The organism is Streptomyces hamibioticus (assembly GCF_047946815.1).
Lineage (GTDB): Bacteria > Actinomycetota > Actinomycetes > Streptomycetales > Streptomycetaceae > Streptomyces.
This window is the reverse complement of record NZ_JBKKQY010000001.1, coordinates 5194567-5215618: the sequence shown is the minus strand read 5'-3', so window position 1 is coordinate 5215618 and position 21052 is coordinate 5194567. Positions and strand designations below refer to the sequence as shown.

Here is a 21052-nt window from a genome sequence, read left to right as displayed (position 1 = left end):
CGCACCATGCGAAGGAGGCCGGCCACCCGGCGGCCCGCTCGGTCCGCGCTCTCGGAGGATCTGCATGACCGCCAGTCTGGAGCAGCTGCGCCGCTGCCACTTCGCCGTCGACCTCGGGGCGGCACGCACACGGGTGTACGTGAAGGGCGCCGGTCTCGTCGTCGACCAGCCGTCCGCCGCCGCCGTCAACACCCGTACCGGCGCGCTCATCGCGGTCGGCGAGTTCGCGGAGCAGATGACCGGCCGCACCCCCGGTTACATCCGCGTCGTACGGCCCGTCCACGGCGGCACGGTCGTCGACATCGAGATGGCGCAGCGGATGCTGCGGCACCTGCTCGGCGACAAGGTCCGCCGGGCGCTGCGCCGCAAGCCCCGGCTGCGCGCCGCCGCCTGCACCGCGCACGACGCCGATCCGCTGGCCCAGCGGGCGGCGATCGAGACCCTCGTCGGGCTCGGGGCGCGCCGCGTCGAGCTGGTCGACACGCTCATCGCCGCCGCCGTCGGCTGCGGGCTGCCCGTGGAGCAGCCCGAGGCCACCATGATCATGGTGTGCGGGGCGCACGCCACGCAGGTCGCGGTGCTCTCCCTGGGCTCGATCGTCACGGCCGAGCGGATCCCGGTGGGCGGCGAGGCCGTCGACCACGCGATCGTGCAGCACCTGCGCCACCAGCACGAGCTGGTGCTGCCGAGCCAGTCGGTACGCCCGTTGCAGCTCGCCCTGTCCGGCAACGGGCTCACCCCGCAGGGCCCGGCGTCCACGGAGATCCACGGCCGGGACGTGGCCACCGGCCTGGCCCGCAGCGTGCAGGTCGACACCGCCGCCGTACGGGACGCCATCCAGACGCCGCTGACGGCCGTGCTGGACGGCATCGGCAAGGTGCTGCGGGACTGTCCGCCGGACCTGGTGGCCGATCTCGCCGACCGGGGCATCATGATGGTCGGCGGCAGTGCGCTGCTGCCCGGCTTCGACCAGATGCTGCGGGAGGCGACCGGCATGCCGGTGCACATCGCCGAACGGCCCGACATCTGTGCCGTCCAGGGCCTGGGCACCATGCTGGAGGGCAAGGTCGAGCCACTGGCGCTGGACACGACGACGGCCGACTGACCGCCGTCGGTGGACCCCGACGGCACGACCGGCCGGCCTCCCCGGCTCACCCGCCTGCTCGAAGCGGTCCTCGGTGTCGGATCCGACCTGGATCTGCGCAGCACGCTGCAGCACCTGGTGGACGGTGCCGCGGAGCTGACCGGCGCGGCCCGCGCCGTCCTCGCCACGGCCGCGCCCGGCCCGGACGGGCTCACCGGGATCCGCACCGCCTCCGCCGCGGCCGCCGGTCCGGAGAGCGCGGCGCACCGGCTGCGGGTGCCGGTCCTGGTGCGGGACGAGGAGTTCGGCGAGCTGCGGCTGACCGGCCGGCCGGACGGCACTCCGTTCACCGCCGAGGACGAGCAGCTGGTATGTGTGCTGGCCGCCCAGGCCGGCATCGCGATCGGCAACGCCCGGCTGTACGAGACGGCCCGGCAGCGCGAGCGCTGGATCGAGGGCGCCGCCGCCGTCACCACCGCGCTGCTCACCGGCCGGGCCGGCGACGACGCGCTGCGGACGGTCGCCGAACGGGCCCGGCTGCTCGCCGGCGCCTCGGCGGGCGTGATCCTCCAGCCCACCGCCGAGGGCGGCATGGAGATCGTGACCGCGTCGGCCCCGGAGGGCCCCGAGGACCCCGAGGACCCCGACGGCCTGGTCGGCGCCACGATCGCGCCGGGCAGCCCGGTGCTGGAGCAACTGCTCGGCGGGGAGCCGGTGTTCGTCGACGACTCGGCGACCGACCCGCGCATGACGACCGAGGTACGGCACCGGTTCGGGCCGAGCATGCTGCTGCCGCTGAAGGCGAGCGGCCGGCTGATCGGCACCCTGGCCCTGCCGCGCCGCCGCGGCGACCGCGCGTACACCGACGTCGAACGGCTGCTGGGGGCCCAGTTCGCCTCCCAGGCCGCGCTCGCCCTCGTCCTCGCCGACGCGCACCGCCGCCGCAGCCGCCTCGCGGTCTACGAGGATCGCGACCGGATCGCCCGGGACCTGCACGACCTGGTGGTGCAGCGGCTGTTCGCCACCGGGATGATGCTGGAGTCCACGCAGCGGCGCCCCGGCGCGGACGGCGTCCGCGACGTCCTGGGGCAGGCCGTGGACGAGCTCCGGTCGACGGTCCGGGAGGTCCGTACGGCGATCATCGCGCTCCAGCAGCCGCCGGCGGAACAGCCGGCCGGCCTGCGCGGCAGGGTGTTGCGGGAGACGGCGACCGCCGCCGCGCTGCTGGGCTTTGCGCCTGCCACGCACTTCACGGGCGCCGTCGACAGCCGCGTACCGGACAAGGTCGCGGACCGCCTGCTCACCGCGTTGCGCCGGGCCCTGGCCGCGGCCTCCCGCCGCCCCGCCGTGTCCCGGGTCGAGGTCGGGGTCGACGCGACGGCGACGCTGCCGGACGGCCGGGCCGGGGTGCGGCTGACGGTGACCGACGACGGCGGGCCGGGCACGACGGTGACCTGGCAGTCACCGCTGTGAGCACCGGGGCCGGACGCCCGCGGGCCAGGGGGCCCGGGGGCCCGGACGAACCGACGGCCCGGACGAACCGACGGCCCGGACATCCCTGAGGACCCGGACGGCTCACGCGCACGGCTCGCGCGGCTCCCGGCTCACACCGCTCACACGGCGAACCAGCACCGCACGGTCGTACCGTCCACCGCGGTGTGTATCCGGACCAGGTCGGAGACGAGGTTGACCAGCAGCAGCCCGCGACCGCCGCGCCGGTCGCGGGGGGCGGGCCGGCGCCCGGCCAGCGGGTCGGTGAGCCGTCCGCCGTCGCGCACCTCGCACACCACGGTGCCGTTCTCCTCCCACACCCGCACAACGCCGCTCCCGCCGCCGTGCACGACGCTGTTGGTGACCAGCTCGGCGGTCACCAGCGCCAGGTCGTCCAGCCGGACCCCGGTGAGGCCGAGCCGCGCACCCTCGCCGGTGGCGACGTGCCGGGCCTCGGAGATCGTCTGCCGGTCGAAGGCGAAGGCGAGGCCGCCCGGCACGGACGGCAGCGGCTCGTTGTAGCGGGCGACCACGCCGGACGGGTCGTAGGCGGCGCTGTCCCGCGCGATCGCGGAGCCGTCCGTGATGACCGTGGGATGGGTGGCGTACGCGTCGGCGAGGACCCGCTCGTCGAGGCGCCGGACGTCGTACGGGCACAGGATGGTCACCGTGCGCCCCGCGAAGGCCGCGTTGATCAGCGCCTCGTGCTGGACGCAGGCCGGGTACTCGGTGGCCGTGCGGCCGGCCCAGATCGGCTCACCGATGATCCGCACCCGGCGCCCGGACTCCTGGGCGTCGGCGAAGGCGCGCAGCACGCCGGGGATGATCCGCCCCGGGTTGCGCCCGGCCTCCCGCATGTCCAGCAGCCGCACGGCGCCGGCGTCGCCGCCCAGGGCCTCCCGCACCAGCTCCAGCCGCTCCCCCGGCACGGCCACGGCCACCGGCTCCCCGGCCGCCAGGCCGTCCCGTACGAACGGCACGGTGCCGGCGAGGTACTGGTCGTCGTCCCGGTAGAACAGCGCGGGATGGACGAAGGACCCGGCGGACCCGGACGGTCCGGGAGACTCGGCGGACTCGGGAGACTCGGCGGACTCGGGGGGCGATGCGCCCACGGTACTCATGACATCGACACCTCGATCGCCGGGAGGTCGGGCCAGAACATGTCCAGGGCCCGGCACAGGGTGGACGGCGGCCGGTGCAGCACGAGCCTACGGCCGTCCGGCAGGCGCTGGGCGGCGACCGCCAGCTCCCCGGCTCCGGCGACGTCGACGAACGTCACGTCGGACAGCTCCAAGTAGTACACGCCTTCGTCCTCGCCCTCGCTCACCGCCTGTTCCAGCACCCGCTGCCAGGTGCTGCGCGTCGTCAGCCCCACTTCGCCGACCGCCTTGACGCCCCTGCGCCCGGTCAGCGGTGACACCGCCAGCCCCGGCGCCTCGCCGACCGTGCCGTACGGCACCTCGTTCCGAGTGCCCACGCTCGTCTCCCATGCTCCCGGACGAGACGCCTCTACCCAACCCGGTGCCGGTCATTCCCCGGTATCGGGTGTACTCCACCGGACGGCGGGCAGGCGCACTTCCAGCACCGCCCGAACGGGCGGCCACGGGGGACATGACATCGGACGGATTCCGTCGAGGACCACGAGGACCGACAAGGCGGTGACATGACCTCAGCGGCACCACCACGGCCGGCGGGGAGGCCAGCCGGACTGGTCATCGAGGGCCGGGTGGAAGCGGACCGGGCAGTGCTCCTTCCGCGCGGGGAACTGGTCCGCGGATGCGCGGACGTCCTGGCCGAGGCCCTGGCCGACCTGCCGACCGGCCTCCGCCGGATCGACGCGGACATGAGACACGTCGACTTCATGGACGCGGCGGGGCTGCAGTTCCTGGACCTGCTCGGCGGCTACGGCCACCGGCACGGAGTGCCCGTGACGGCGAGACACTGGCGCGGCCAGCCGCGCCGGACCCTGGAGCTGGCGGGCCTGGACGGCACCGACCCCCTGCGCGTCACCGACGGCCAGCCGGCGCCGGAGGGGTCGCAAGACCTCCGGGTGCTCCGGGAGGAGGTGGAGCAGCTACGGCAGGCGATCGACTCCCGCCCGGTGATCGACCAGGCACGCGGCGTGCTGATGGCCGTCCACGCCTGTACCCCCGAGGAGGCGTGGCACATCCTGCGGGAGACGTCCCAGCTGTCCAACACCAAGCTGCGCACCGTCGCGGCGGCGGTCACCGCGAGCACCGTGGGGGACGGCCCCGCACCGCCCGAGGAGGTGCGCACCGCCCTGCGGGCGGCCCTGGCCCGGCACACGGGCGGCTGAGACCGCCGCCGCCGGTGCGGCGCGTGATGCGGGTGGCCGGCGGGTACCCGGACCCCCGGACCCGTCCCGCGAGCGGGAGGCATCACGATGAGCGACCAGACCACCCCGTCCCAGGCCGAGGGCGAACGCGACGACGACCGCACCGCGCCCGAGCGCCAGTCCCCGCCGCACCCGACCCCGTCCCAGGCGGAGGGCGAACGAGAAGAGGAGCCCACCACGGACACCGGGCCCGGCACACCGGGCGCCGCATCCTGACCCCTGCGCCCCGGAGAGACGGACCGGCCGCCAGACCTCCATGACGTTCCGGCAGGAAGCGGCGGCCGGTACCTCAGGCGCCGACCGGCTGCCGCCGCTCGTAGTGGTAGTGCACGGGCGAGAACTTCGGCGGCCCGGACGGTTCGGGATAGCCGTGCTCCTCGATGGCCGGCCCGAGCCGCCGCGTGAAGAAGTCATGGCACGCCTCGGCCGACTCCCACAGGTCGATGACGCGCAGACCCGCCTCCGTGATGATCGCGGTGTGGTACAGCAGCCCGTCCGGGGACTGATCCGACCGCGCGCCCACGCGCCGGTCCACGGCGTCGTACTGCTCCGCCGTCACTCCCGGAAATTAGATCTCCATCAGTACAGCCATGAGAACCCTCCAGCCACGTCGGGCGTGCCGCGGTCATCGGTGACAGCCCACCCCTCTTCCAGCCTCGCCCCACACTTCCGGGCCCGCAAAGCGGGCCCATAGGACGACGCCGGACACGCACGCCCTTCAGCCGGTCCCGCCCGCCCGGTCGAAGAACCGGACGATACGCGGGAGGGCCTGCCGTACCGATCCGTTGTGGTCGTGGTCGCCGACGTCGGTCAGCCGGTGTGCGGCACCGTTCTCCGTCAGCTGGTCCGCGCAGTGACCGGCGTGGGAGAAGTCGACATCCTTGTCCCCGCGGCCGTGGAAGATCTCCACCGGTACCTTCGGTTGCCAGTCGCAGGTGTGGTCCAGCGGGTGCAACTTGTCCTTGAGAACCCCGGTGGGCTTGCGGATCCTGGCCAGGAACTCTTCGGTGAACAGGTCCCTGGAGGCGGCCGGGAGGGCGGCGGCGATCTGCGCGGTGGTGTGGTGGCCGTCGAAGAGGCTCTCCACCTGCTGGTCGTAGGGGGCTCGGAACGCCTCGCCGGGCGAGCGGTAGAGGCCGTAGGTCTTGTTCCAGGCGGTGACGAAGTAGGCGAGGTAGAGCCCGGACTTCGCGATCTCGTCATCGGCCGCCGCGGCTTCGAAGGCGGAGAGGTTGAAGGGACCGCCGACCGGGGCGAGCGCGCCCGGGCGGAAGTACCGGTCACCGCCCTTCCGGTGCAGCGCCCGGCCCACCAGCATCGTGGCCGGCCCACCTTGTGAGAACCCGCTGATCTGCACCTTCCGCTCCAGTTCCCGGCCTTTTCGGTGGGTGAGGGTCCGGGCCGCGCGCAGTCCGTCGACCGCTGCCGCGACGGTGGCGCCCGGGTCGCCGTAAGGATGGAACCCGTCGCCCTTGCCGAGGCCCACGTAGTCAGGGGCCGAGACCGCTCGCCCCGTCGACGCGAACAGCAGTGCTGCGAGCCGGTCGTTCGATGCCGGATTCTCCGAGGCGACGTCCTTGCGGTGGACGGTGGTGCCGTGCAGCCAGACCACGGTGGGCAGTCGGCGCGCCTCGCTCTTGGGCAGCACCACGAGCTGGCTGGCCCTCGTGGGTGCGCCCGAGCTGTCGGTGGTGCGGTAAACCACCTGGTAGGCGGACACGCCGTAACGGACCTGGGAAGAGTCGATCTTGCCCTGGAGTTCCCCGGACACCTCCTCCGCGGTCAGGTCGGCCACTTGCTCGACGGACACCACGGCACCGCCCGGTGACTGCCGGCCGTGGGCGTCGGCCACCGCGGCCGGAGCGATCAGGGCGGACGTGCTGCCGATGAGGGCGGCGCCGGCAACCATTCGTTTCTGCACTCGCTTTGAAGACATGCAGGGATTCTGTGTGTTGACGACACGGCCAGGACATGGAGCGGCCCCCCGGACCGCGAGGGGGGACAGCCCCCTCGGAGCCGCTCCCGCAGGACGCGGATACGGAAGGCTCCGAAGGCACCGTCCGGGCGATCTTCGGACGCGGGTGATCACTCTGTGACCACCTCGTGGGCAGAATCGACCACGGAAGCGCTGGCAGGGCCCGGCGGCGGCGCCGGTCACTCCGACGCAGGTCAAAACGATTCCGCCCAGGAGACGCGCAGTGGGGCGGGTGGGACTCGAACCCACGGCCGACGGATCATGAGTCCCTTTCGGATCTTCCGATCCGTCCCCGCTCTTGCCTCGGTCTTCCTATAAGTGCAGGTCAGATGGGTTTCCCATTCTGTCTCTGCGCCGGCCTTCCTGATCCTTCCGGGTCCTTCCGTCCCCTGCGTGTCCCCTGGCGGCTACGGCGCCGTAGCCGCCCCCGCTCACTGGCCGAGGTCGGCCAGCAGGTCGTCGAGTACCGTCTCCTCCTCGATGCGCACGCCGAGTTCGATGAGGGCCGCGGGCAGGTCCGGGTCCCACGCGGCAGTGGTCGGCGTGCCGGTCAGAGGCGGGGCCAGGGGGGTGGCGGTGACCGCGGTGCGGTAGTCGGCGGCCGTGTAGCGCCAGGGGTGCCAGGGGACACGGCGCAGCAGGGCGGAGGCGATGCGCAGACCGCCCCAGTCGAAATCGCCGTGATAGCGCAGTGTGGTTCCGTGGGCGTGCAGGTGGCGCAGCAGGGTGAGGGCGGCGGCCGAGGGCTGGCCCTGGAGGCAGACCAGCGGCGGGCAGGCGGCGCCCAGGGTGTCGGCCGCGGTGGCCAGGACGGCCGGGTTCTCGCAGACGCGGACGACAGCGGGTGCCGTGCGCGGCGGGTGCCGGGTGAGCTGCCGTAGCGTCAGGACCGCGGGTTCGCCCTCGTCCGCCGACCAGTCGAGGGCGGGGGAGCCGCGCAGGCCCAGGGTCAGGACCGTGGCGGACAGGGCGTCCTTGAGGAGCCCGGCCGATGCCCATGCCTCGCGGCGCCACTCCGCTCCGCTGCCGTCCGGGAAGCCGGTCACCGTGCGGACGCCGGACAGGACGAGGGTGGCGCGCGGGGTGCCGTCGTCGAGGGCGTGCGCGTCGCCGAAGGTGCCGGCGGCGAACGCGGACAGGGACACGGCGGGCTCGGCCGGCAGCCGCCGCAGGGCCTCGGCTGTATCGCCCAGCAGGCGCTGCGCCGCCTGCGGAGTGCGGGCGAGCCGGCGAGCGAGGCCGTCCGCACGCAGCCGCTCGGCCCAGTCGGCCAGTTCGGGCCTGTGGGTGCGGACGAGCTCGTCGAGCGGGGCGTACGCGTCCCGCCAGGCGAGCTCCTCCCGTTCGCGTACGTCGGCCAGCCGGGCGACGGGTCCGGTGAGGGCGGTGACGGCCGCTGCCAGGCCGTCGGGGCTGACGCCGGAGCGGCGCAGGACGGCGTCCACGGCGTCGAGCCGGACGCTCAGCGCGCGTCCGGCGCCGGGGGCGCGGCCCAGCAGCCGTTCCACGGCGGCCCGTTGACCGGCGGTGGGGGCGCTCAGGGTGACCGGGCCGGTGAGGGGCTCGTTCCGTGCCATACGCCGGCGGACGCGATCCACCAGCCAGGCGAGGTCGGGGCCGCCGAGCAGCCGGGTCAGGCGGTCGCGGTCGACGGGTGCCGAGGGCTGTCGGCGGGTGCCGGTGTGCTCGCTCATGTCCCCCTCGCTCAAGGCCTGTCGCTCATGCCCACAGGCCGTCCTGTGCGTCAGCCGCGTCCTGCGCCGTCCGCGGGCCGGTCTGCCCGTCGGTCCGCGAGCCGGTCTGCGCGGGGATGCCTCCGTTCAGGCGACCCGGTTCACCGCCCCTGACCCGTGCGGTGCCGTCCCACTCCCAGCGGGTCACCAGGACGGCCGGGATCTCGTCGACGCGGGAGAGCTGGGCGATGGCGATGCCGGGGACCTGTGGGTAGCAGGCCCATTCGCGTTCGGAGGTCATCACCACGTCCAGATCGAAGGCGTGCAGCAGGCCGAGGCACTTGGCGCGGGAGTCGTCGTCGACGCCGGCGAACGCCTCGTCCAGGGTGACCAGCCGCGGGGCGTGGGGCGCGGCCGTGGCGTAGTGCGAGGAGGCCGCGGCGAACAGCGGCACGCTCACGGCCAGGACGCGCTCTCCGCCGGAGGCCGGCCCGGTGGCGGGAACCCATTTGCCGTGCTGGTGGCGTTCGATGCCGAACTCGTGCCAGGCGCGGTAGTCGAGGGCCGCGGTGAGCACCTCCAGCCAGCTGCCCGCGGTGTCGTCCGCCTGGCGGCGGGCGATCTCGGCCTGCAGGAACTCGCCGACCGCGGCCCGGTCCTCGGCCGTCCAGGCGTCGGCGGACTGGCGCAGCCGCTCGCGGGCCTGGGCGAGGCCCGCCGGGGCCTTGCGCGAAGGGCGCCAGGCCAGGCGCAGCCTCATGCCGGTGGAGGTGGGCCGCTCCCTCAGTTCGGCGTTCATGGCCCGCACCTGGCGCTCGGCGGCGCCGATCAGCTCCTGCAGGGTCCCGGCGACCTCGGTCAGCAGGTGGGTTTCGAGGATCTCCCGCTCGTGCGCGGACAGGATGCGGGTCAGCTCGGCGACTTCCACGGCGAGGGCCTCGGCGAGGTCGGGGACGGCACGCGTACGGCCCTGGTAGACGATCTCGACGACCATTCCGTCCTCGGTCATCCGGGCCGAGGCGCTGTGACCGCCCCGGGAGAGCGCGTCCTGGAGCCTCTTGTACTCCTCGCTGAGCTTCTTCTGTACGCGCTCCCAGGCGCCGTCGGAGTCGTCGGTGCCGGACAGGTCGCTCTCGATCGCGCGGGCGAGCGCGATGGCCGGGGTGGCGGCCCAGGGCCCGGCGGCCAGGTCGGGCAGGGTCACCTCGGGCAGGGCGACGGCGAGCAGCCCGGTGGCCGCGAACCGCTGGAGTGCGGCGATGGCCTCGGCGCGGGCCTCGGTGGTCTCGCGCACGTTCACCTCCAGGCGCTGGATGTGCCCGAGTGCCAGGTGGGCGCGCCGGTCGGCGGCGGTGTGGTCCTCGCGGGCCCGGCGCTGCTCACGGTCGCATGCGACGAGCGCGTCCGCGGTCTCGGCAAGGCGCCGCTGAAGCTCCGCGACGGCGGTGCCGACGGTGGAGCGCAGGGTGGCGTGGCGTTCGTCGGCGGCGGTCGCGGCACGGGCCGCGTCCTCGGCGCGCCGGGCCAGCTGAGCCACCTTTTCCTCGGCCCGCTGGGCCTCCGCGCGGTCGTCGGCCAGGGCCCGTGCCGCGTCGGTGCGTTCGCGCAGCGCGGGCCACAGTCCGGCGAGGACGGTGGTGTGTTCGGCGAGGGCCTGGCGGACGGCGGCCAGATCCTCCCGGCCCGTGGGCAGGTTCACCGCGGCGGCGGTGTCGGCGAGTTCGGTGGCGGCCTCGGCCTCCTGCCGGGCCACCTCGGTGAGTTCGGCGGCGCGTTCGTCGCGGCGGGCCCGGGCCCGGTGGGCGGCGTCCGAGGCCGCGGCGGCGAGGGCGTGCGCGTGCCGCAGGGCGGCGTCGTCGGGGACGCCGGCCAGTTCGGCGTCCAGGGTGCTGCGGCGCCGGGCGACCGTGGCGCGTTCGGCGTCGAGGCGTGCCATGGCGTCGGCGTGTGCGGCGAGTTTGTCGCGCAGAGCGGTGATCCGCGCGCGGCGGGCCTCCTCGCGGGCGCCCTCGCCGACGTACACGGCGGTCTGCTTCGACCAGCTGCCGGTCAGCGCGCCGACGCGGAAGCGGCCGTCCGCGCTCACCCAGGTGTCACCGCCCGAGCCGAGCCCCACACCGGCGAGGAGACGGGCGACGGTCTGCTCGCCCACCGCCGACGCCCGCTGGTCGCCGTGGTCCGCGGCGGGGCGGAGCACGTCGGCGAGCGTGCCGCCGGTCAGCGGGGCCGCGGGCGACAGCAGGACGTCGTGGCCGTCGGCGCGCAGGGCGGTGCCGTCCGGGCACACCCACGCGTCCAGGAGCCCGGACGCCTCCAGTGCGGCCTCCAGTCCGGCCCGCTCGGCGGCCGTGACGTGGTCGCGGAAGTCGACCAGCCGCCACAGGGGTGCGCCGGGGGCCTGCTCGCGCAGGCCGGGGGTGCGGGTGTGCGGCGCGGCCGGTCCGCGCAGGCCGCCCGCCTGGAGTTCGGCCAGCTCCCGCTCGGCCTCGGCGTGCCGGGCCTTGAGGCCGGCCAGTTCCTGCCCGAGGACGGCTGCCTGGTCGGCCAGGTGTGCCGCCCGTGCGCGATGGGCGTGACCACCCTCTTCCCGTGCCGGGTACGGGGCGTGGCAGTGGGTCACCCAGTCCTGCAGGGCGTCGAGGAGCCCGAGGGGATCGGAGACGGTGAGTTCCTGGCAGGTCTCCAGATGGGCGCGGACGCCGGCGACCAGGTCCGCACCCGCCGCCTCGGCGCTCTGCTCCGCCTCGGCCTGCCGTCGTCCGGTGTAGCCGGCCTCGGTCTCGGTCTCGTCCAGCCGGCGGGCGGCGGCGCGCCGCTCGGCGGCGGCCCGGTCGGCACGGTCGGCCAGCTCCTCGATGTGGTCGATGGTGCGTCGCCTGCGAGCGACCGCCTCCTCGGCGGCGCGCCGCAGCTCGGCCTCCGGCGTGCCGTCGGTGCGCGGTGCGCCGTCGAGGCGGGCCGCCGCCGCTGTGTTCCGGGCACGCTCGCCCAGGTCCGCGACCTGCTCTTCGGCCGCCGCGAGGCGCCGCCCGGCCGTGCCGAGACGCCCCAGGGCGCGGGTGTGGACCTGGGCCGCGTCCTGACGGTCGGTCTCGGCGCGCCGGTGCTCCTCCGCGGTGCGGCGCGCGTCGGCCGCCGCCTGCTCCAGCTCGCGGGCACTGCGCATCTCGGGGCCCTCGCGCAGCGCGGCCTGCTGTGCCTTCAGCCGCGTGGCGGTCTCCTCCGACTCGGCGATCCGCCCGGCCGCCGCCTCCCGGTCCGTCTCGGCCTGCTCCCGCTCGGCCCGGGCCTGGGCGAGGTCGCGGTGCAGTTGCTCGTAGCGGGCGTGCTCGCTGCGGGGCAGCCGGGCCCGGCGGCGGGCGGCGACGCGGGCGTAGCGCCGGTAGTGGTCCAGGAAGGCGGAGGCGGCCCGTTCGGCCTCGCTCGCCGCCCGCAGCTCCTCCTTCTCCTCGTCCAGGGAGCGGAACGCGTCGGCCACGTCGGCGATCACGGCCTGATCCATCGGCGGCAGCGCCTCGGTCAGTGCGCGGGACAGGGCGGTCTCGTTGGGCCGTTTCGACAGCTGCGGCTGGCGCAGCTGGACGAGCAGGTCGACCAGGGCGGCGTAGCGCCGTTCACCGAGGTCGAACAGGGCCTCGTCGACCGCCCGGCGGTAGGCCGTGGCCGTGTCGTACACCATGCCGTGCCCGGCGAGAGCCTCCGCGAGCCGGTCCCGCGACAGGGCGGTGCCGGTCGCGTCGAGCAGGCTGAGGTCCCGGCCGATCCGCTGGTCGGTGACGGCGTACCAGTGGCGGGCGATACCGCGGCCCGCCACCGCCTTCAGCCCGCAGGCGAGGGTGCGGAAGTGGCTCTCTCCGGTGTCGGTGTCGACGCGGCCGAACTCGATCCAGGTGTAGCCGAGCCGCTCGGGGTGGGGGTGTTCACCGCCGAGCAGCAGGTTCCACTCCATGCGCTTGCCCGGGTCGGCGTCCGGCTCCACCCGGCGCGCCGACAGGTCGCCGTCCAGCAGGAACGGCAGCGTGAGGGCGAGCACCTTGGACTTGCCGGTGCCGTTGTTGCCGCGCAGCAGCAGGCGGCCGTCGCGGAACCAGAACTCCTCGGTGTCGTAGTAGAAGAGGTCGACCAGGCCGATGCGCAGCGGCCGCCACCGGCCGGGCACGGGGTGGGGCAGGGCCGTCACGGCTGCTGTGCCTTTCGCTGGGGGGTGCGGTGTGCGGGTTCCACGACGACGGTCTCACCGACGGCGTACCGGGCGAGCGCGGGCAGCGGGGCGACGCCGTCGGGCGTACGCCGCACCAGGCCGAGCGCGGTCAGTTTGGCCAGGGCCTGCTCGACCAGCTCCCCCTCCGTGCCCGGCTGCCTGGCGCTCTTGGACCAGAACGCGCCGTGGGCGGCCGCCAGTTCCCTTACCCGGCGCTCCAGTTCACCCCGGCTCACCTCACCGTCCGCGGCGGCGAGGTGCTCGGCGAGCAGCAGGGTGACGTGCCCGTGGGTGCCCTGTTCGGGCATGCGTACGTCGGTGAGGTCGTCCTGGGGGTCGACCATGGCGATGCCCTCGGCCCTCACCTCGGGAACGAGGCCGGTCAGTTCGGTGACGCGGGCGGTGAGGAAGGCGCGCTGGCGGGTCAGGTAGACCAGTTCCTCGTCGGTCAGCTCGTCGTAGTACAGCACCGGGTCGTCGAGAAGCCGACGGGTCAGTTTCTGGCGGATCGCGCGGAACCGCAGCTCGTCGCTGTCCAGCGCGCTCTCCGCGGTGAGCGCGGCCAGCCGCTCCTCGAAGTCCGTGGCGGTGATCACCGACGGTCCGTGGCGGGCTGCCAGCAGCCCGGCGAGCACGCGGCGCTCCACGTCGTACAGTACGTCGCCCGCCCCGCTGACGTAGGCGTCCTCGTCCCCGGCCACCCGGCGCAGCACCCCGTACCGCAGCAGCAGCCGCACCACGGCGGCGAGGTCCAGGCGCTCCTCGCGCCGCTCCAGCGTGAACTCCACACCGGCGGCGGCCAGACGCGGGTCGGCGGCGTCCAGGACCACCTGTTCGGCGAGGCGGCCGAGCGCGACCTGGGCCTCCCCGCGTTCCAGTGCGGCCAGCGCCAGGCACAGCAGCACGTAGCGGCGGCGGGTGAACGGCGCACCGGCGCGGGACGCCTCGCGCGCCGGGTGGGTCGGGTCGGCGAGGGTGCCGGGCGCCCTGCGCAGCCGGGCGGACTCCGCGTCCACCCGCAGCGACCAGCCGGTGTTGCGCTCGAACCAGTCGCGCAACTCGCCGGCGTACCGGCGGACCAGGCGGCAGGCGTCGGCACTCGGGCCGCGGGCGAGCAGCAGCGGCTCCTTGAGCAGGGCGCGGGCGGCCTTGTGGAACTCGGCGGTGCGCCGGTTGTCCAGCACCTCGCCCAGGGACGTGGTCATCGCGCCTCCTGCGCCGCTGTGTTCTGCGTGAGGTCGGTGATCTCGACGGTGTGGTCGGGTCCCCGGAACACTCCGCCCGGCGTGCGGATCTCGGCCGTCGTGCCTTCGTCGAGGGCGGCGAGGCGGATCTCCATCGTGCCGTCGTTGCTGGTGGTGACGGTCGTGGTCGTGCCGGGCCGCCAGGTGGCCAGGGCGTCGCCGAGCAGCCGGAGGAACAGCCCGAAGGCCACCGGGTCCAGCTCTCCCAGCGCGGACAGGCGGGTGGTGCCGTCCGTCGCCAGCCGGGCGCGGGCGGCCGCGATCTCCTCCGCCTGCCTCGCGGCGAGCTCGGCCAGCTGCCGCCGCTGCCCGGACCGGTCCTGCACTCTGCGGGGCTTGCCGCGCCGCTCGTAGCTTCCGGTACGGCGCAACTGCGGGCTGATCCGCAGCGGCTCGGCCGCGGCCCAAGGGGTGGCGGGGGCCACCGGACGCGCCGCGCGCTCGGCGAGGGTGTCGGCGTCGACGGTGAGATGCCGGGCGGGGTAGAGGCCGAAGGCGGCCCGCCACAGCCGGTGCCGCGCCCCGTCGTCCGGGGCTTCGGCGAACCAGCGGGCCAGGGTGCGGAAGTCCGCCGACCGGTCCGAGCGCCCGGCCCGCCGCTCGTTCAACTGCCGTACGACGGCCAGGAGCTGCGGGATCGCGCCGAGCGCGCGTCCGCGCAGCAGGCGGGCCTGGGACTCGCGGCCGTCCGCCGACACGAACCAGGCGGCGAGTCCGGCCCAGCGCCCCGCCCACCGCTCGTACGCCTGCGTCTCGGCTGTGTCGGCCTCGTCCGGAGCGGCATCGGCCGCCTCCCGCGCGGCTGCCAGCCGCAGCAGCAGGCCCACCCGGTCCTGGTCCTCCAGTTCCCCGATGAGCAGGGCGATCCGCCCGCCGAGAGTGATCAGGTCCTGGATGAACCGCTCCAGGTACTGGATCAGCCGGTCCTTGTAGGCGAGGAAGACCTCCACCTCGACGCCGTGCAGGTCGATGGTGCGCTGCAGCGATGCCATGAACGCCCGCGCATTGTCGGCCAGCGCCTCGAACCGGCTCGTCAGCGCGGACAGCGCCAGGTGCGCCTTGGCCGCGTCCGGCTCCTCCTCTGCCGCAAGCACGAGCAGCGCCCGCAGGTGCGTGACGATGTCGTGCAGCGCCACCGCCTGGAGTGCGCCGCGCCGCCCCAACGCCTCGTCGTACACGGACAGCGCCTGTTCCGCGGCCTCGCCGGCTTGGGTGAGCTGGTAGATGAAGCGCCTGCGGTAGAAGTCCTCGACCGCGGTGACCCGGGAGGTGTCCGGATCCGCCCGCAGGTTGCCCCACCCGACGAGGCTGTCCAGCGCCTTGACGACGGCATCGGGGCCGGCGGGTCGGTGCTCCGGCGGCAGCCCGGCGTGCACGTCCTCGGGCCGCAGATGCACCGCGAAGCGCTCCTTGGCCGCCAGGAACACGCGCATCACCCGGCGGTAGAGAGCGGCGTTGGGCGCGCTGAGGTGGGCGAAGGGGGCGTACGAGGTCTCCGTGGACTCCTCTGCGGAGGTGACGGCCTCGGCGGCGCCGATACGGTCCGGTTCGGCAGGGTGTGACGTCATCGTCCTGGCATTCTTCCCGATGAGGCCCCGGCAGCGGCAATCCCTGCCACATCCCTGCGCTGGACCGCCGGGCGCAGGGGCTCGGAACAAGTGACACCCACAGGCATACTCGATCATGTATATTGATATACGCTGCCGTATACACAAGGAGGCGCCATGAGCCGCACCGTGATCGATCTCGACGACGAGGCACTGGAGGCCGCCGCCAAGGAACTCGGCACCACGACCAAGCGCGACACCATCAACACCGCCCTGCGGGAGGTCACCGCCCGCTACCGCCGACTGCGCGCTCTCGAAGAAGCCCGCGAACTGGTCACCGAAGGCGCCCTGGATATCGACATCCTTCTCGACAAGAGCAAGTACCGGCCCACCGGCGGGCCGGACGGTGTCCGCGACGCAGGAGCGGATGAGTGACCGTCGCCGACTACCTGATCGACACCTCCGCCCTCGCGCGCGTCCTCCTCGGCCGGACCACGGCTGAGTGGGACGACAGGATCGGCGCGGGACTCGTCGCCCTGTGCGACGTCACAGAACTGGAAGTCCTCTACTCAGCACGCTCGGCGGCGGACCGGGAGCGCGTCAAGCGCACGTTGAATGCCCACTACGCCTGGTGCCCTATGCCCGACGGCATCTACCGGCGCGCACGCGTCGTCCAGGAACTGCTCACCGCCAAGGGCGAGCATCGCAGTGCCGGCCCCGTCGACCTGCTCGTCGCCGCTGCCGCGGAAGAGGCGGGGCTGACGCTGCTCCACCACGACCGCGACTTCGAGTCGATCGCCCGTGCGACCGGGCAGCCAGTACGCATGATCGACCTCAGGAACTGAGAAGCGCCGCCCGGCACGCGGTCAGCGGGCACCGGGCCCCACCCCTCACAGCCCATACCGGTCGAGGATGCTCATCAGCTTGCGCCGGCGTTTCAGTTCCGTCCGCAGGCCGGCGAGATACTCGGTGAACGCTTCCTGGGTCCCCAGCGCACGATGGCAGTCACGGGCACCCAGCAGCAGCCGCGCCAGGCGCTCGTAGGCACGGTCGCCGGTCGGCTCCTTCAACCGCTCGACCAGCCGCAGGTAGACCGCGAGCGTCTCGGCCGGGTGCGTCTCGCGCGACAGGTCGGCGAGCTGTTCCCACTGCCGGTCGTCGGCGAGGTCGGCGGCCTCCCGCCAGACCGTGTCCACATCGCCGTCATCGAGCAGCGCGTCGATCAGCACGGGCCCGCCAAACCGGCCGCCGCGCTCACGTCGGGCGTCTTCCCTCAGAGCGGCCAGCGCGGCCGCGCGCTCAGCCTCCCAGCATTCCGCCGCCTGGGCGGCAGAGCGCAGCTGCCGGTAGGCGGCCAGGGACCGCTCGACACGGAACCGGTCCCGCCGCACCGCGACCGCGTCCGCCGCCCGCCCCGTCTTTGCGTACCGGACGCATACGTGCTCGACCAGACGGCCGTCGATGTGCGTCTCGGCCGCGCAGTCCCGCAGTCCGCGCTCGGCCCAGGCGAGCGCCTCGTCCGAGCGGCCCGCCGATTCCAGCTCCTCGGCGATACGCAGATGGGTGGCACCGGACGGGTCGAGGTCCTGCGCGTACAGGGCTACCAGCGCGTCCACGTCACCCCCCGCCTTGACCAGGCGCTCCATCAGGTACCGCTCCGCCCAGCCGGACGGCCTGCGCCGCCGCGCCTCGGCCGCCAGCTGCCCCAGGCGGGCCAGCCCGCTCGGTCCCAGCACATCGGCGTAGTCGAGCGGATCCAGGTCTGCCACGTCGTTGCTGTCGTCCAGCACCGTGCCGACCAGCCACTCGGCCAGCCGATCCGGATCGGGGCGTGCGACCCCGCAGGCCTCCACATGGGCCTCTGCCACCGTGGCGGCGGCCTCCCCGACCACACCGTCGGAGTCGTCGATCTCCCCGTACGCCTCCCCCAGCACCCGGATCGCCTCCTCGGCCAGACCCACCGCCTGCGCCGCCTGCCCCTCGGCGGTCAGGGCGCGCAGCGCGGCCGCCGCCTCGGCGACTTGCCGCGCATACCCGGAGGCATCCGCGTACTCGATGTACCCGTACCGGGCGAACGGCCGGGGATCGATCAGCGCGACGATCCGATCCCGGACCGTACCGAGGTCGGAACGAGCAGCGGCTGCCCGCAGCTCCAAACGCCGACGCAGTCCCCGGTCCTCGGCGACCTGCTCCCGCACCAGCGCCAGGAGTTCGTCACGCGACAGCGCCGAAAGCCACGCCTCCAAGCCGGAAGCCCGTGCCCGTGCCGCGGCTCGCTGGTGTGGAATCGTCTTCGCCCGCCGCAGCACGGTCAGCCCCACCGCCACACAGTGCTTGCAGAAGTTGCCCTCCTGTCCGTACGGGCAGTCGCACCATCCCGAGACCCCCTCATCCCCGCCGAGGGTGAGCTCCACCTCGTAGACGTCCGTACCGTGCACGACGGCGGTGACCGAGCCCTCCCCCACCTCCAGCCCACTCACCGCGTCCAGATACCCCAGCCCCCGCTCGAAGGACCGAGCCCCGGCCAGCGCCCGCAGATCGTTCTCGCCGAACCCCACAACTTTCCGTGCCACACCGGATATTCAACCGCGGATCGGCAGCTCCCGGAGGACGGCCCCTGCCGTCCCACCTGTGCGCGGCCGCATGCGGCGACGGAGCAACCCTGATACATGCATTGACCCGCAGGGCCGTTTACGCGGCTGACGGGTGGCCGTTGCCGAGTACGGGTGGCATCCGCGAAGCCGCACCGCAGTTCCGGAACCTGGTGTCCCCTGAGCGTCCCCTGGCCACGGTTCCGCTCCGGCGCGCTGCCCCTCCCGTCGCACATCACCGCAGGTCACAGCACAGACGCACCCCCAGCCCATACGTTCACCGAGTAACGGCCAACGGAGTGGGATCCCTTGCCCCAGGGCCCCGAATCCGGCCACCGAAGAGGCGTTTGCGCAGGTCAGAACGTTTCTCTGACGTGCATTGGTGGGGCGGGTGGGACTCGAACCCACGGCCGACGGATTATGAGTCCGCTGCTCTAACCGGCTGAGCTACCGCCCCATAGCGGCGTGTCGCGCACATTTGTGCGCGCCGTCTGCCGCAGCATAGCCGCTCATACGATCTCCTGCCTCGGATGGTCGGCTTCCACGGCACCTTGCTGACCTTGAGGACTCCACCGCGGACCGTCCGGTTCCCAGATGACGGACCGGACATGAAAAAGGACCCCGGAGGGCCCTCGTTCAGCATGCTCCCCCGACTGGACTCGAACCAGTAACCTGCCGGTTAACAGCCGGCTGCTCTGCCAATTGAGCTACGGAGGACCGAGCTCCCCCGACTGGACTCGAACCAGTAACCTGCCGGTTAACAGCCGGCTGCTCTGCCAATTGAGCTACGGAGGAATGCCTCGTCTGCATCGAACGGACCTCCCTGGGTATTCGCCAGAGGGCGCGCGCTCGCTGCGACACATACATTAGCGCAAGCAGGGGGGTGCTCCGCCAATCGGTACCCCCCGGCACCGTAGACACGTAAGGGAAGGGTGGCCGCCATGCGTTACCGGCTCACGTTCGTCGTCGGACTCGCCGTGGGGTACGTGCTGGGCACGAAGGCCGGGCGCGAGCGCTACGAACAGCTGAAGAAGTCCGCTCGTCAGGTCTCGCAGAACCCGGCCGTCCGCAACACCGCGGAGTCGGCCGCGCAGCAGGGCCGGCACTTCGCCGACAAGGCGTACCACGTGGTCAGCGACAGGGTCGGCGACCGCATGCCCGACTCGGTCGCCCAGCGCGTCCGCGCCCTGCGCGAGCGCAGCTCCGACGGCAGTGCCGGGGACGACTGGGGCACCAGCAACACGTAGCGGGAGCGTGGACACCGGGCGCGGCAGCACCGGCCGGGGCGCGGGGCGGTACCGAGGTACCGCCCCGCCGCATGGGCGCGACCGGTCGCGGATCACCCACGCCCGCGGGCGACCGGCACCGCCACGGCGTCCATGACGCCCACGGCCGAGCCCGGCACCGCGGTACGGCAGAATTTTCGCCATGGGGATAGTCGCCGGGTTGGACAGCTCACCCGATTTCACTCGTATCGTCGTCTGTGACTCGGAAACGGGCGCCGTGCTCCGGCAGGGCTACGCGCCGCACCCGCTGGAGAGTCCCGAGGCCGGAGGCGGCCGCCCCTCCGACGTGGACCCGCAGGCGTGGCTGCTGTCGCTGGGCGAGGCGGCCGGCGGCGGACTGCTGGAGGGCGTGCAGGCCATCGGCGTCTCGGCGCAGGCGGGCGCGGTGGTGCCGCTGGACACGCAGGGCGGCACGGTGCGTCCGGCGATGGTGGGCGCCGACAAGCGGACGCAGGTCGCCGCCGCCGATCTGATCGACGCCCTGGGTGGACGCGAGGCCTGGGCGCAGGCCGTGGGCTGCGTGCCGCAGGCCGCACAGCCGGTGACCAAGCTGCGCTGGCTCGCCCGCACCGAGCCGGAGGCCGCCGCGCGGACCGCCGTACTGCTGCAGGCCCACGACTGGCTGGTGTGGCAGCTGCTCGGGCGCCCGGTCAGGCGGACCACCGACCGGGGCGCGGCCTCCGGGACCGGTTACTGGTCGGCGGCGACCGGCGGCTACCGGCCCGACCTGGTCGAGCTGGCCCTCGGCCACCAGGCGATGCTGCCGGAGGTGATCGGCCCGGCCGACGCGGCGGGCACGACGCCGGAGGGCCTGCTGATCTCCGCCGGGACCGGCGAGACCCAGGCCGCCGCCTTCGGGCTCGGCATCGGACTGGGCGACGCGGTGGTGTCGCTCGGGGCGTCCGGGTCCGTCATGGCCGTGCACCCCGAGGCGCTGGTCGACCGGACCGGCATGATCACCTCCCTGGCCGACGCCACCGGCATGCACCTGCCGGTCGTCACCACCCTGAACGCCGTGCGGACCCTGCGCGGCACCGCCGAGCTGCTCGGGGTGCCGGATCTGGAGAGCCTGTCCGAGCTGGCGATGAAGTCGACGCCGGGGGCGCACGGGCTGGTCCTGCTCCCCTATCTGGAGGGTGAGCGCACACCGCACCTGCCGCACACCGCCGGGACGCTGGCCGGGCTCAGGCGGGAGTCGATGAAGCCGGAGCATCTGGCGCGGGCCGCGTTCGAGGGCATGCTGTGCGGGCTCGCCGACGCGCTGGACGTGCTGCGCGGCCGGGGTGTGGAGGTGCGGCGGATCTTCTTGCTGGGCGCGGCGGCCGAGCTGCCGGCCGTGCAGGCGGCGGCCCCGTCGCTGTTCGGCGCGCAGGTCGTCGTACCGCAGCCCGCGGACTACGCGGCGGTCGGTGCCGCCCGGCAGGCGGCGTGGGCGCTCGGGGCGTCGCAGGGCACGCTCGATCCGCGTACTCCCCCGGCCTGGCAGGGCGCGGTGGCGCAGGTGCTGGAGCCGGGCGAGGAGCTGGCGGTGGGTCAGGCGGTGCGCCAGCAGTTCGTGTCGGTGCGGGAGCAGACCCATCCGGGGGCGTTCCATCTGTAGGTCC

At 73.9% G+C, this 21052-nt stretch carries 17 protein-coding genes and 3 tRNA genes; 8 read left to right on the top strand and 12 right to left on the bottom strand.

Translation table 11 applies throughout. From position 1 onward, the window contains the following. The first annotated feature begins 64 nt into the window (after positions 1–64). Both ACLGIH_RS23590 and ACLGIH_RS23585 read left to right on the top strand, forming a co-directional pair. Complete coding sequence (locus tag ACLGIH_RS23590) at positions 65–1105, top strand: rod shape-determining protein (protein ID WP_416527261.1); 1041 nt, start codon at positions 65–67, stop codon at positions 1103–1105. 9 nt (positions 1106–1114) lie between these two features. Further along, positions 1115–2557, top strand: a complete 1443-nt coding sequence (locus ACLGIH_RS23585; RefSeq protein WP_416527260.1) for a GAF domain-containing protein — start codon at positions 1115–1117, stop codon at positions 2555–2557. 140 nt (positions 2558–2697) lie between these two features. Here ACLGIH_RS23585 and ACLGIH_RS23580 read toward each other — a convergent pair whose 3' ends face one another. Together ACLGIH_RS23580 and ACLGIH_RS23575 are read right to left on the bottom strand one after the other, a co-directional pair. Then, entirely contained in the window at positions 2698–3696 is a 999-nt protein-coding gene (locus ACLGIH_RS23580; protein WP_416527259.1) for an anti-sigma factor RsbA family regulatory protein, read from the bottom strand. Further along, entirely contained in the window at positions 3693–4052 is a 360-nt protein-coding gene (locus ACLGIH_RS23575; RefSeq protein ID WP_416527258.1) for an STAS domain-containing protein, read from the bottom strand. The genes ACLGIH_RS23580 and ACLGIH_RS23575 overlap by 4 nt, the downstream gene beginning before the upstream one ends. 186 nt (positions 4053–4238) lie before the next feature. On the opposite strand from ACLGIH_RS23575, the gene ACLGIH_RS23570 reads away from it, so the two are divergent. Both ACLGIH_RS23570 and ACLGIH_RS23565 read left to right on the top strand, forming a co-directional pair. Further along, complete coding sequence (locus ACLGIH_RS23570) at positions 4239–4892, top strand: ANTAR domain-containing response regulator (RefSeq protein WP_416527257.1); 654 nt, start codon at positions 4239–4241, stop codon at positions 4890–4892. Positions 4893–4979: 87 nt separating this feature from the next. Further along, positions 4980–5147: a hypothetical protein gene (locus ACLGIH_RS23565; protein WP_416527256.1), complete on the top strand. Its 168-nt coding sequence runs from the start codon at positions 4980–4982 to the stop codon at positions 5145–5147. A gap of 73 nt (positions 5148–5220) precedes the next feature. Here the strand turns inward: ACLGIH_RS23565 and ACLGIH_RS23560 are convergent, their stop codons facing one another. The 6 genes from ACLGIH_RS23560 to ACLGIH_RS23535 all read right to left on the bottom strand — a co-directional run bounded on the left by ACLGIH_RS23560 (position 5221) and on the right by ACLGIH_RS23535 (position 15592). Continuing rightward, complete coding sequence (locus ACLGIH_RS23560) at positions 5221–5490, bottom strand: hypothetical protein (RefSeq protein ID WP_416527255.1); 270 nt, start codon at positions 5488–5490, stop codon at positions 5221–5223. A gap of 159 nt (positions 5491–5649) precedes the next feature. After that, positions 5650–6867, bottom strand: a complete 1218-nt coding sequence (locus ACLGIH_RS23555) for an alpha/beta hydrolase family protein (RefSeq protein ID WP_416527254.1) — start codon at positions 6865–6867, stop codon at positions 5650–5652. Between the two features lie 470 nt (positions 6868–7337). After that, entirely contained in the window at positions 7338–8600 is a 1263-nt protein-coding gene (locus ACLGIH_RS23550; RefSeq protein ID WP_416527253.1) for a TIGR02679 family protein, read from the bottom strand. Between the two features lie 25 nt (positions 8601–8625). Beyond that, complete coding sequence (locus tag ACLGIH_RS23545; protein ID WP_416527252.1) at positions 8626–12759, bottom strand: TIGR02680 family protein; 4134 nt, start codon at positions 12757–12759, stop codon at positions 8626–8628. Then, positions 12756–13985, bottom strand: a complete 1230-nt coding sequence (locus tag ACLGIH_RS23540) for a TIGR02678 family protein (protein WP_416527251.1) — start codon at positions 13983–13985, stop codon at positions 12756–12758. The genes ACLGIH_RS23545 and ACLGIH_RS23540 overlap by 4 nt, the downstream gene beginning before the upstream one ends. Further along, a complete protein-coding gene (locus ACLGIH_RS23535) occupies positions 13982–15592 on the bottom strand; it encodes a TIGR02677 family protein (protein ID WP_416527250.1) in 1611 nt (536 codons plus the stop codon). The genes ACLGIH_RS23540 and ACLGIH_RS23535 overlap by 4 nt, the downstream gene beginning before the upstream one ends. A 156-nt stretch (positions 15593–15748) precedes the next feature. Here ACLGIH_RS23535 and ACLGIH_RS23530 point away from each other — a divergent pair, with 156 nt between their 5' ends. Both ACLGIH_RS23530 and ACLGIH_RS23525 read left to right on the top strand, forming a co-directional pair. Then, the gene (locus ACLGIH_RS23530; RefSeq protein ID WP_416527249.1) at positions 15749–16006 is read left to right on the top strand and encodes a type II toxin-antitoxin system VapB family antitoxin; all 258 of its coding nucleotides are present in this window, start codon (positions 15749–15751) and stop codon (positions 16004–16006) included. Then, entirely contained in the window at positions 16003–16416 is a 414-nt protein-coding gene (locus tag ACLGIH_RS23525; protein ID WP_416527248.1) for a PIN domain nuclease, read from the top strand. Before ACLGIH_RS23530 ends, ACLGIH_RS23525 begins: the two co-directional genes overlap by 4 nt. Before the next feature lie 45 nt (positions 16417–16461). On the opposite strand, the gene ACLGIH_RS23520 is transcribed toward ACLGIH_RS23525, so the two are convergent. The 4 genes from ACLGIH_RS23520 to ACLGIH_RS23505 form a co-directional block, all read right to left on the bottom strand. Beyond that, a complete protein-coding gene (locus ACLGIH_RS23520) occupies positions 16462–18144 on the bottom strand; it encodes an SWIM zinc finger family protein (RefSeq protein WP_416527247.1) in 1683 nt (560 codons plus the stop codon). 398 nt (positions 18145–18542) lie between these two features. Further along, positions 18543–18619, bottom strand: a tRNA-Ile gene (locus tag ACLGIH_RS23515). Positions 18620–18806: 187 nt separating this feature from the next. After that, positions 18807–18879: transfer RNA gene (locus ACLGIH_RS23510), tRNA-Asn, on the bottom strand. Between the two features lie 5 nt (positions 18880–18884). Further along, positions 18885–18957, bottom strand: a tRNA-Asn gene (locus tag ACLGIH_RS23505). Between the two features lie 146 nt (positions 18958–19103). Here ACLGIH_RS23505 and ACLGIH_RS23500 point away from each other — a divergent pair. Both ACLGIH_RS23500 and ACLGIH_RS23495 read left to right on the top strand, forming a co-directional pair. Continuing rightward, positions 19104–19409, top strand: a complete 306-nt coding sequence (locus ACLGIH_RS23500) for a YtxH domain-containing protein (RefSeq protein ID WP_416527246.1) — start codon at positions 19104–19106, stop codon at positions 19407–19409. Positions 19410–19590: 181 nt separating this feature from the next. Then, entirely contained in the window at positions 19591–21048 is a 1458-nt protein-coding gene (locus ACLGIH_RS23495) for a xylulokinase (protein WP_416527245.1), read from the top strand. The last annotated feature ends 4 nt before the right edge of the window (positions 21049–21052 follow it).

Bases quoted from the DNA above. Each gene is read 5' to 3' on its own strand.
- ACLGIH_RS23590 (WP_416527261.1), top strand. From the start codon at position 65: ATGACCGCCAGTCTGGAGCAGCTGCGCCGCTGCCACTTCGCCGTCGAC.
- ACLGIH_RS23580 (WP_416527259.1), bottom strand. From the start codon at position 3,696: ATGAGTACCGTGGGCGCATCGCCCCCCGAGTCCGCCGAGTCTCCCGAG.
- ACLGIH_RS23570 (WP_416527257.1), top strand. From the start codon at position 4,239: ATGACCTCAGCGGCACCACCACGGCCGGCGGGGAGGCCAGCCGGACTG.
- ACLGIH_RS23565 (WP_416527256.1), top strand. From the start codon at position 4,980: ATGAGCGACCAGACCACCCCGTCCCAGGCCGAGGGCGAACGCGACGAC.
- ACLGIH_RS23555 (WP_416527254.1), bottom strand. From the start codon at position 6,867: ATGTCTTCAAAGCGAGTGCAGAAACGAATGGTTGCCGGCGCCGCCCTC.
- ACLGIH_RS23550 (WP_416527253.1), bottom strand. From the start codon at position 8,600: ATGAGCGAGCACACCGGCACCCGCCGACAGCCCTCGGCACCCGTCGAC.
- ACLGIH_RS23540 (WP_416527251.1), bottom strand. From the start codon at position 13,985: ATGACCACGTCCCTGGGCGAGGTGCTGGACAACCGGCGCACCGCCGAG.
- ACLGIH_RS23535 (WP_416527250.1), bottom strand. From the start codon at position 15,592: ATGACGTCACACCCTGCCGAACCGGACCGTATCGGCGCCGCCGAGGCC.
- ACLGIH_RS23530 (WP_416527249.1), top strand. From the start codon at position 15,749: ATGAGCCGCACCGTGATCGATCTCGACGACGAGGCACTGGAGGCCGCC.
- ACLGIH_RS23500 (WP_416527246.1), top strand. From the start codon at position 19,104: ATGCGTTACCGGCTCACGTTCGTCGTCGGACTCGCCGTGGGGTACGTG.
- ACLGIH_RS23495 (WP_416527245.1), top strand. From the start codon at position 19,591: ATGGGGATAGTCGCCGGGTTGGACAGCTCACCCGATTTCACTCGTATC.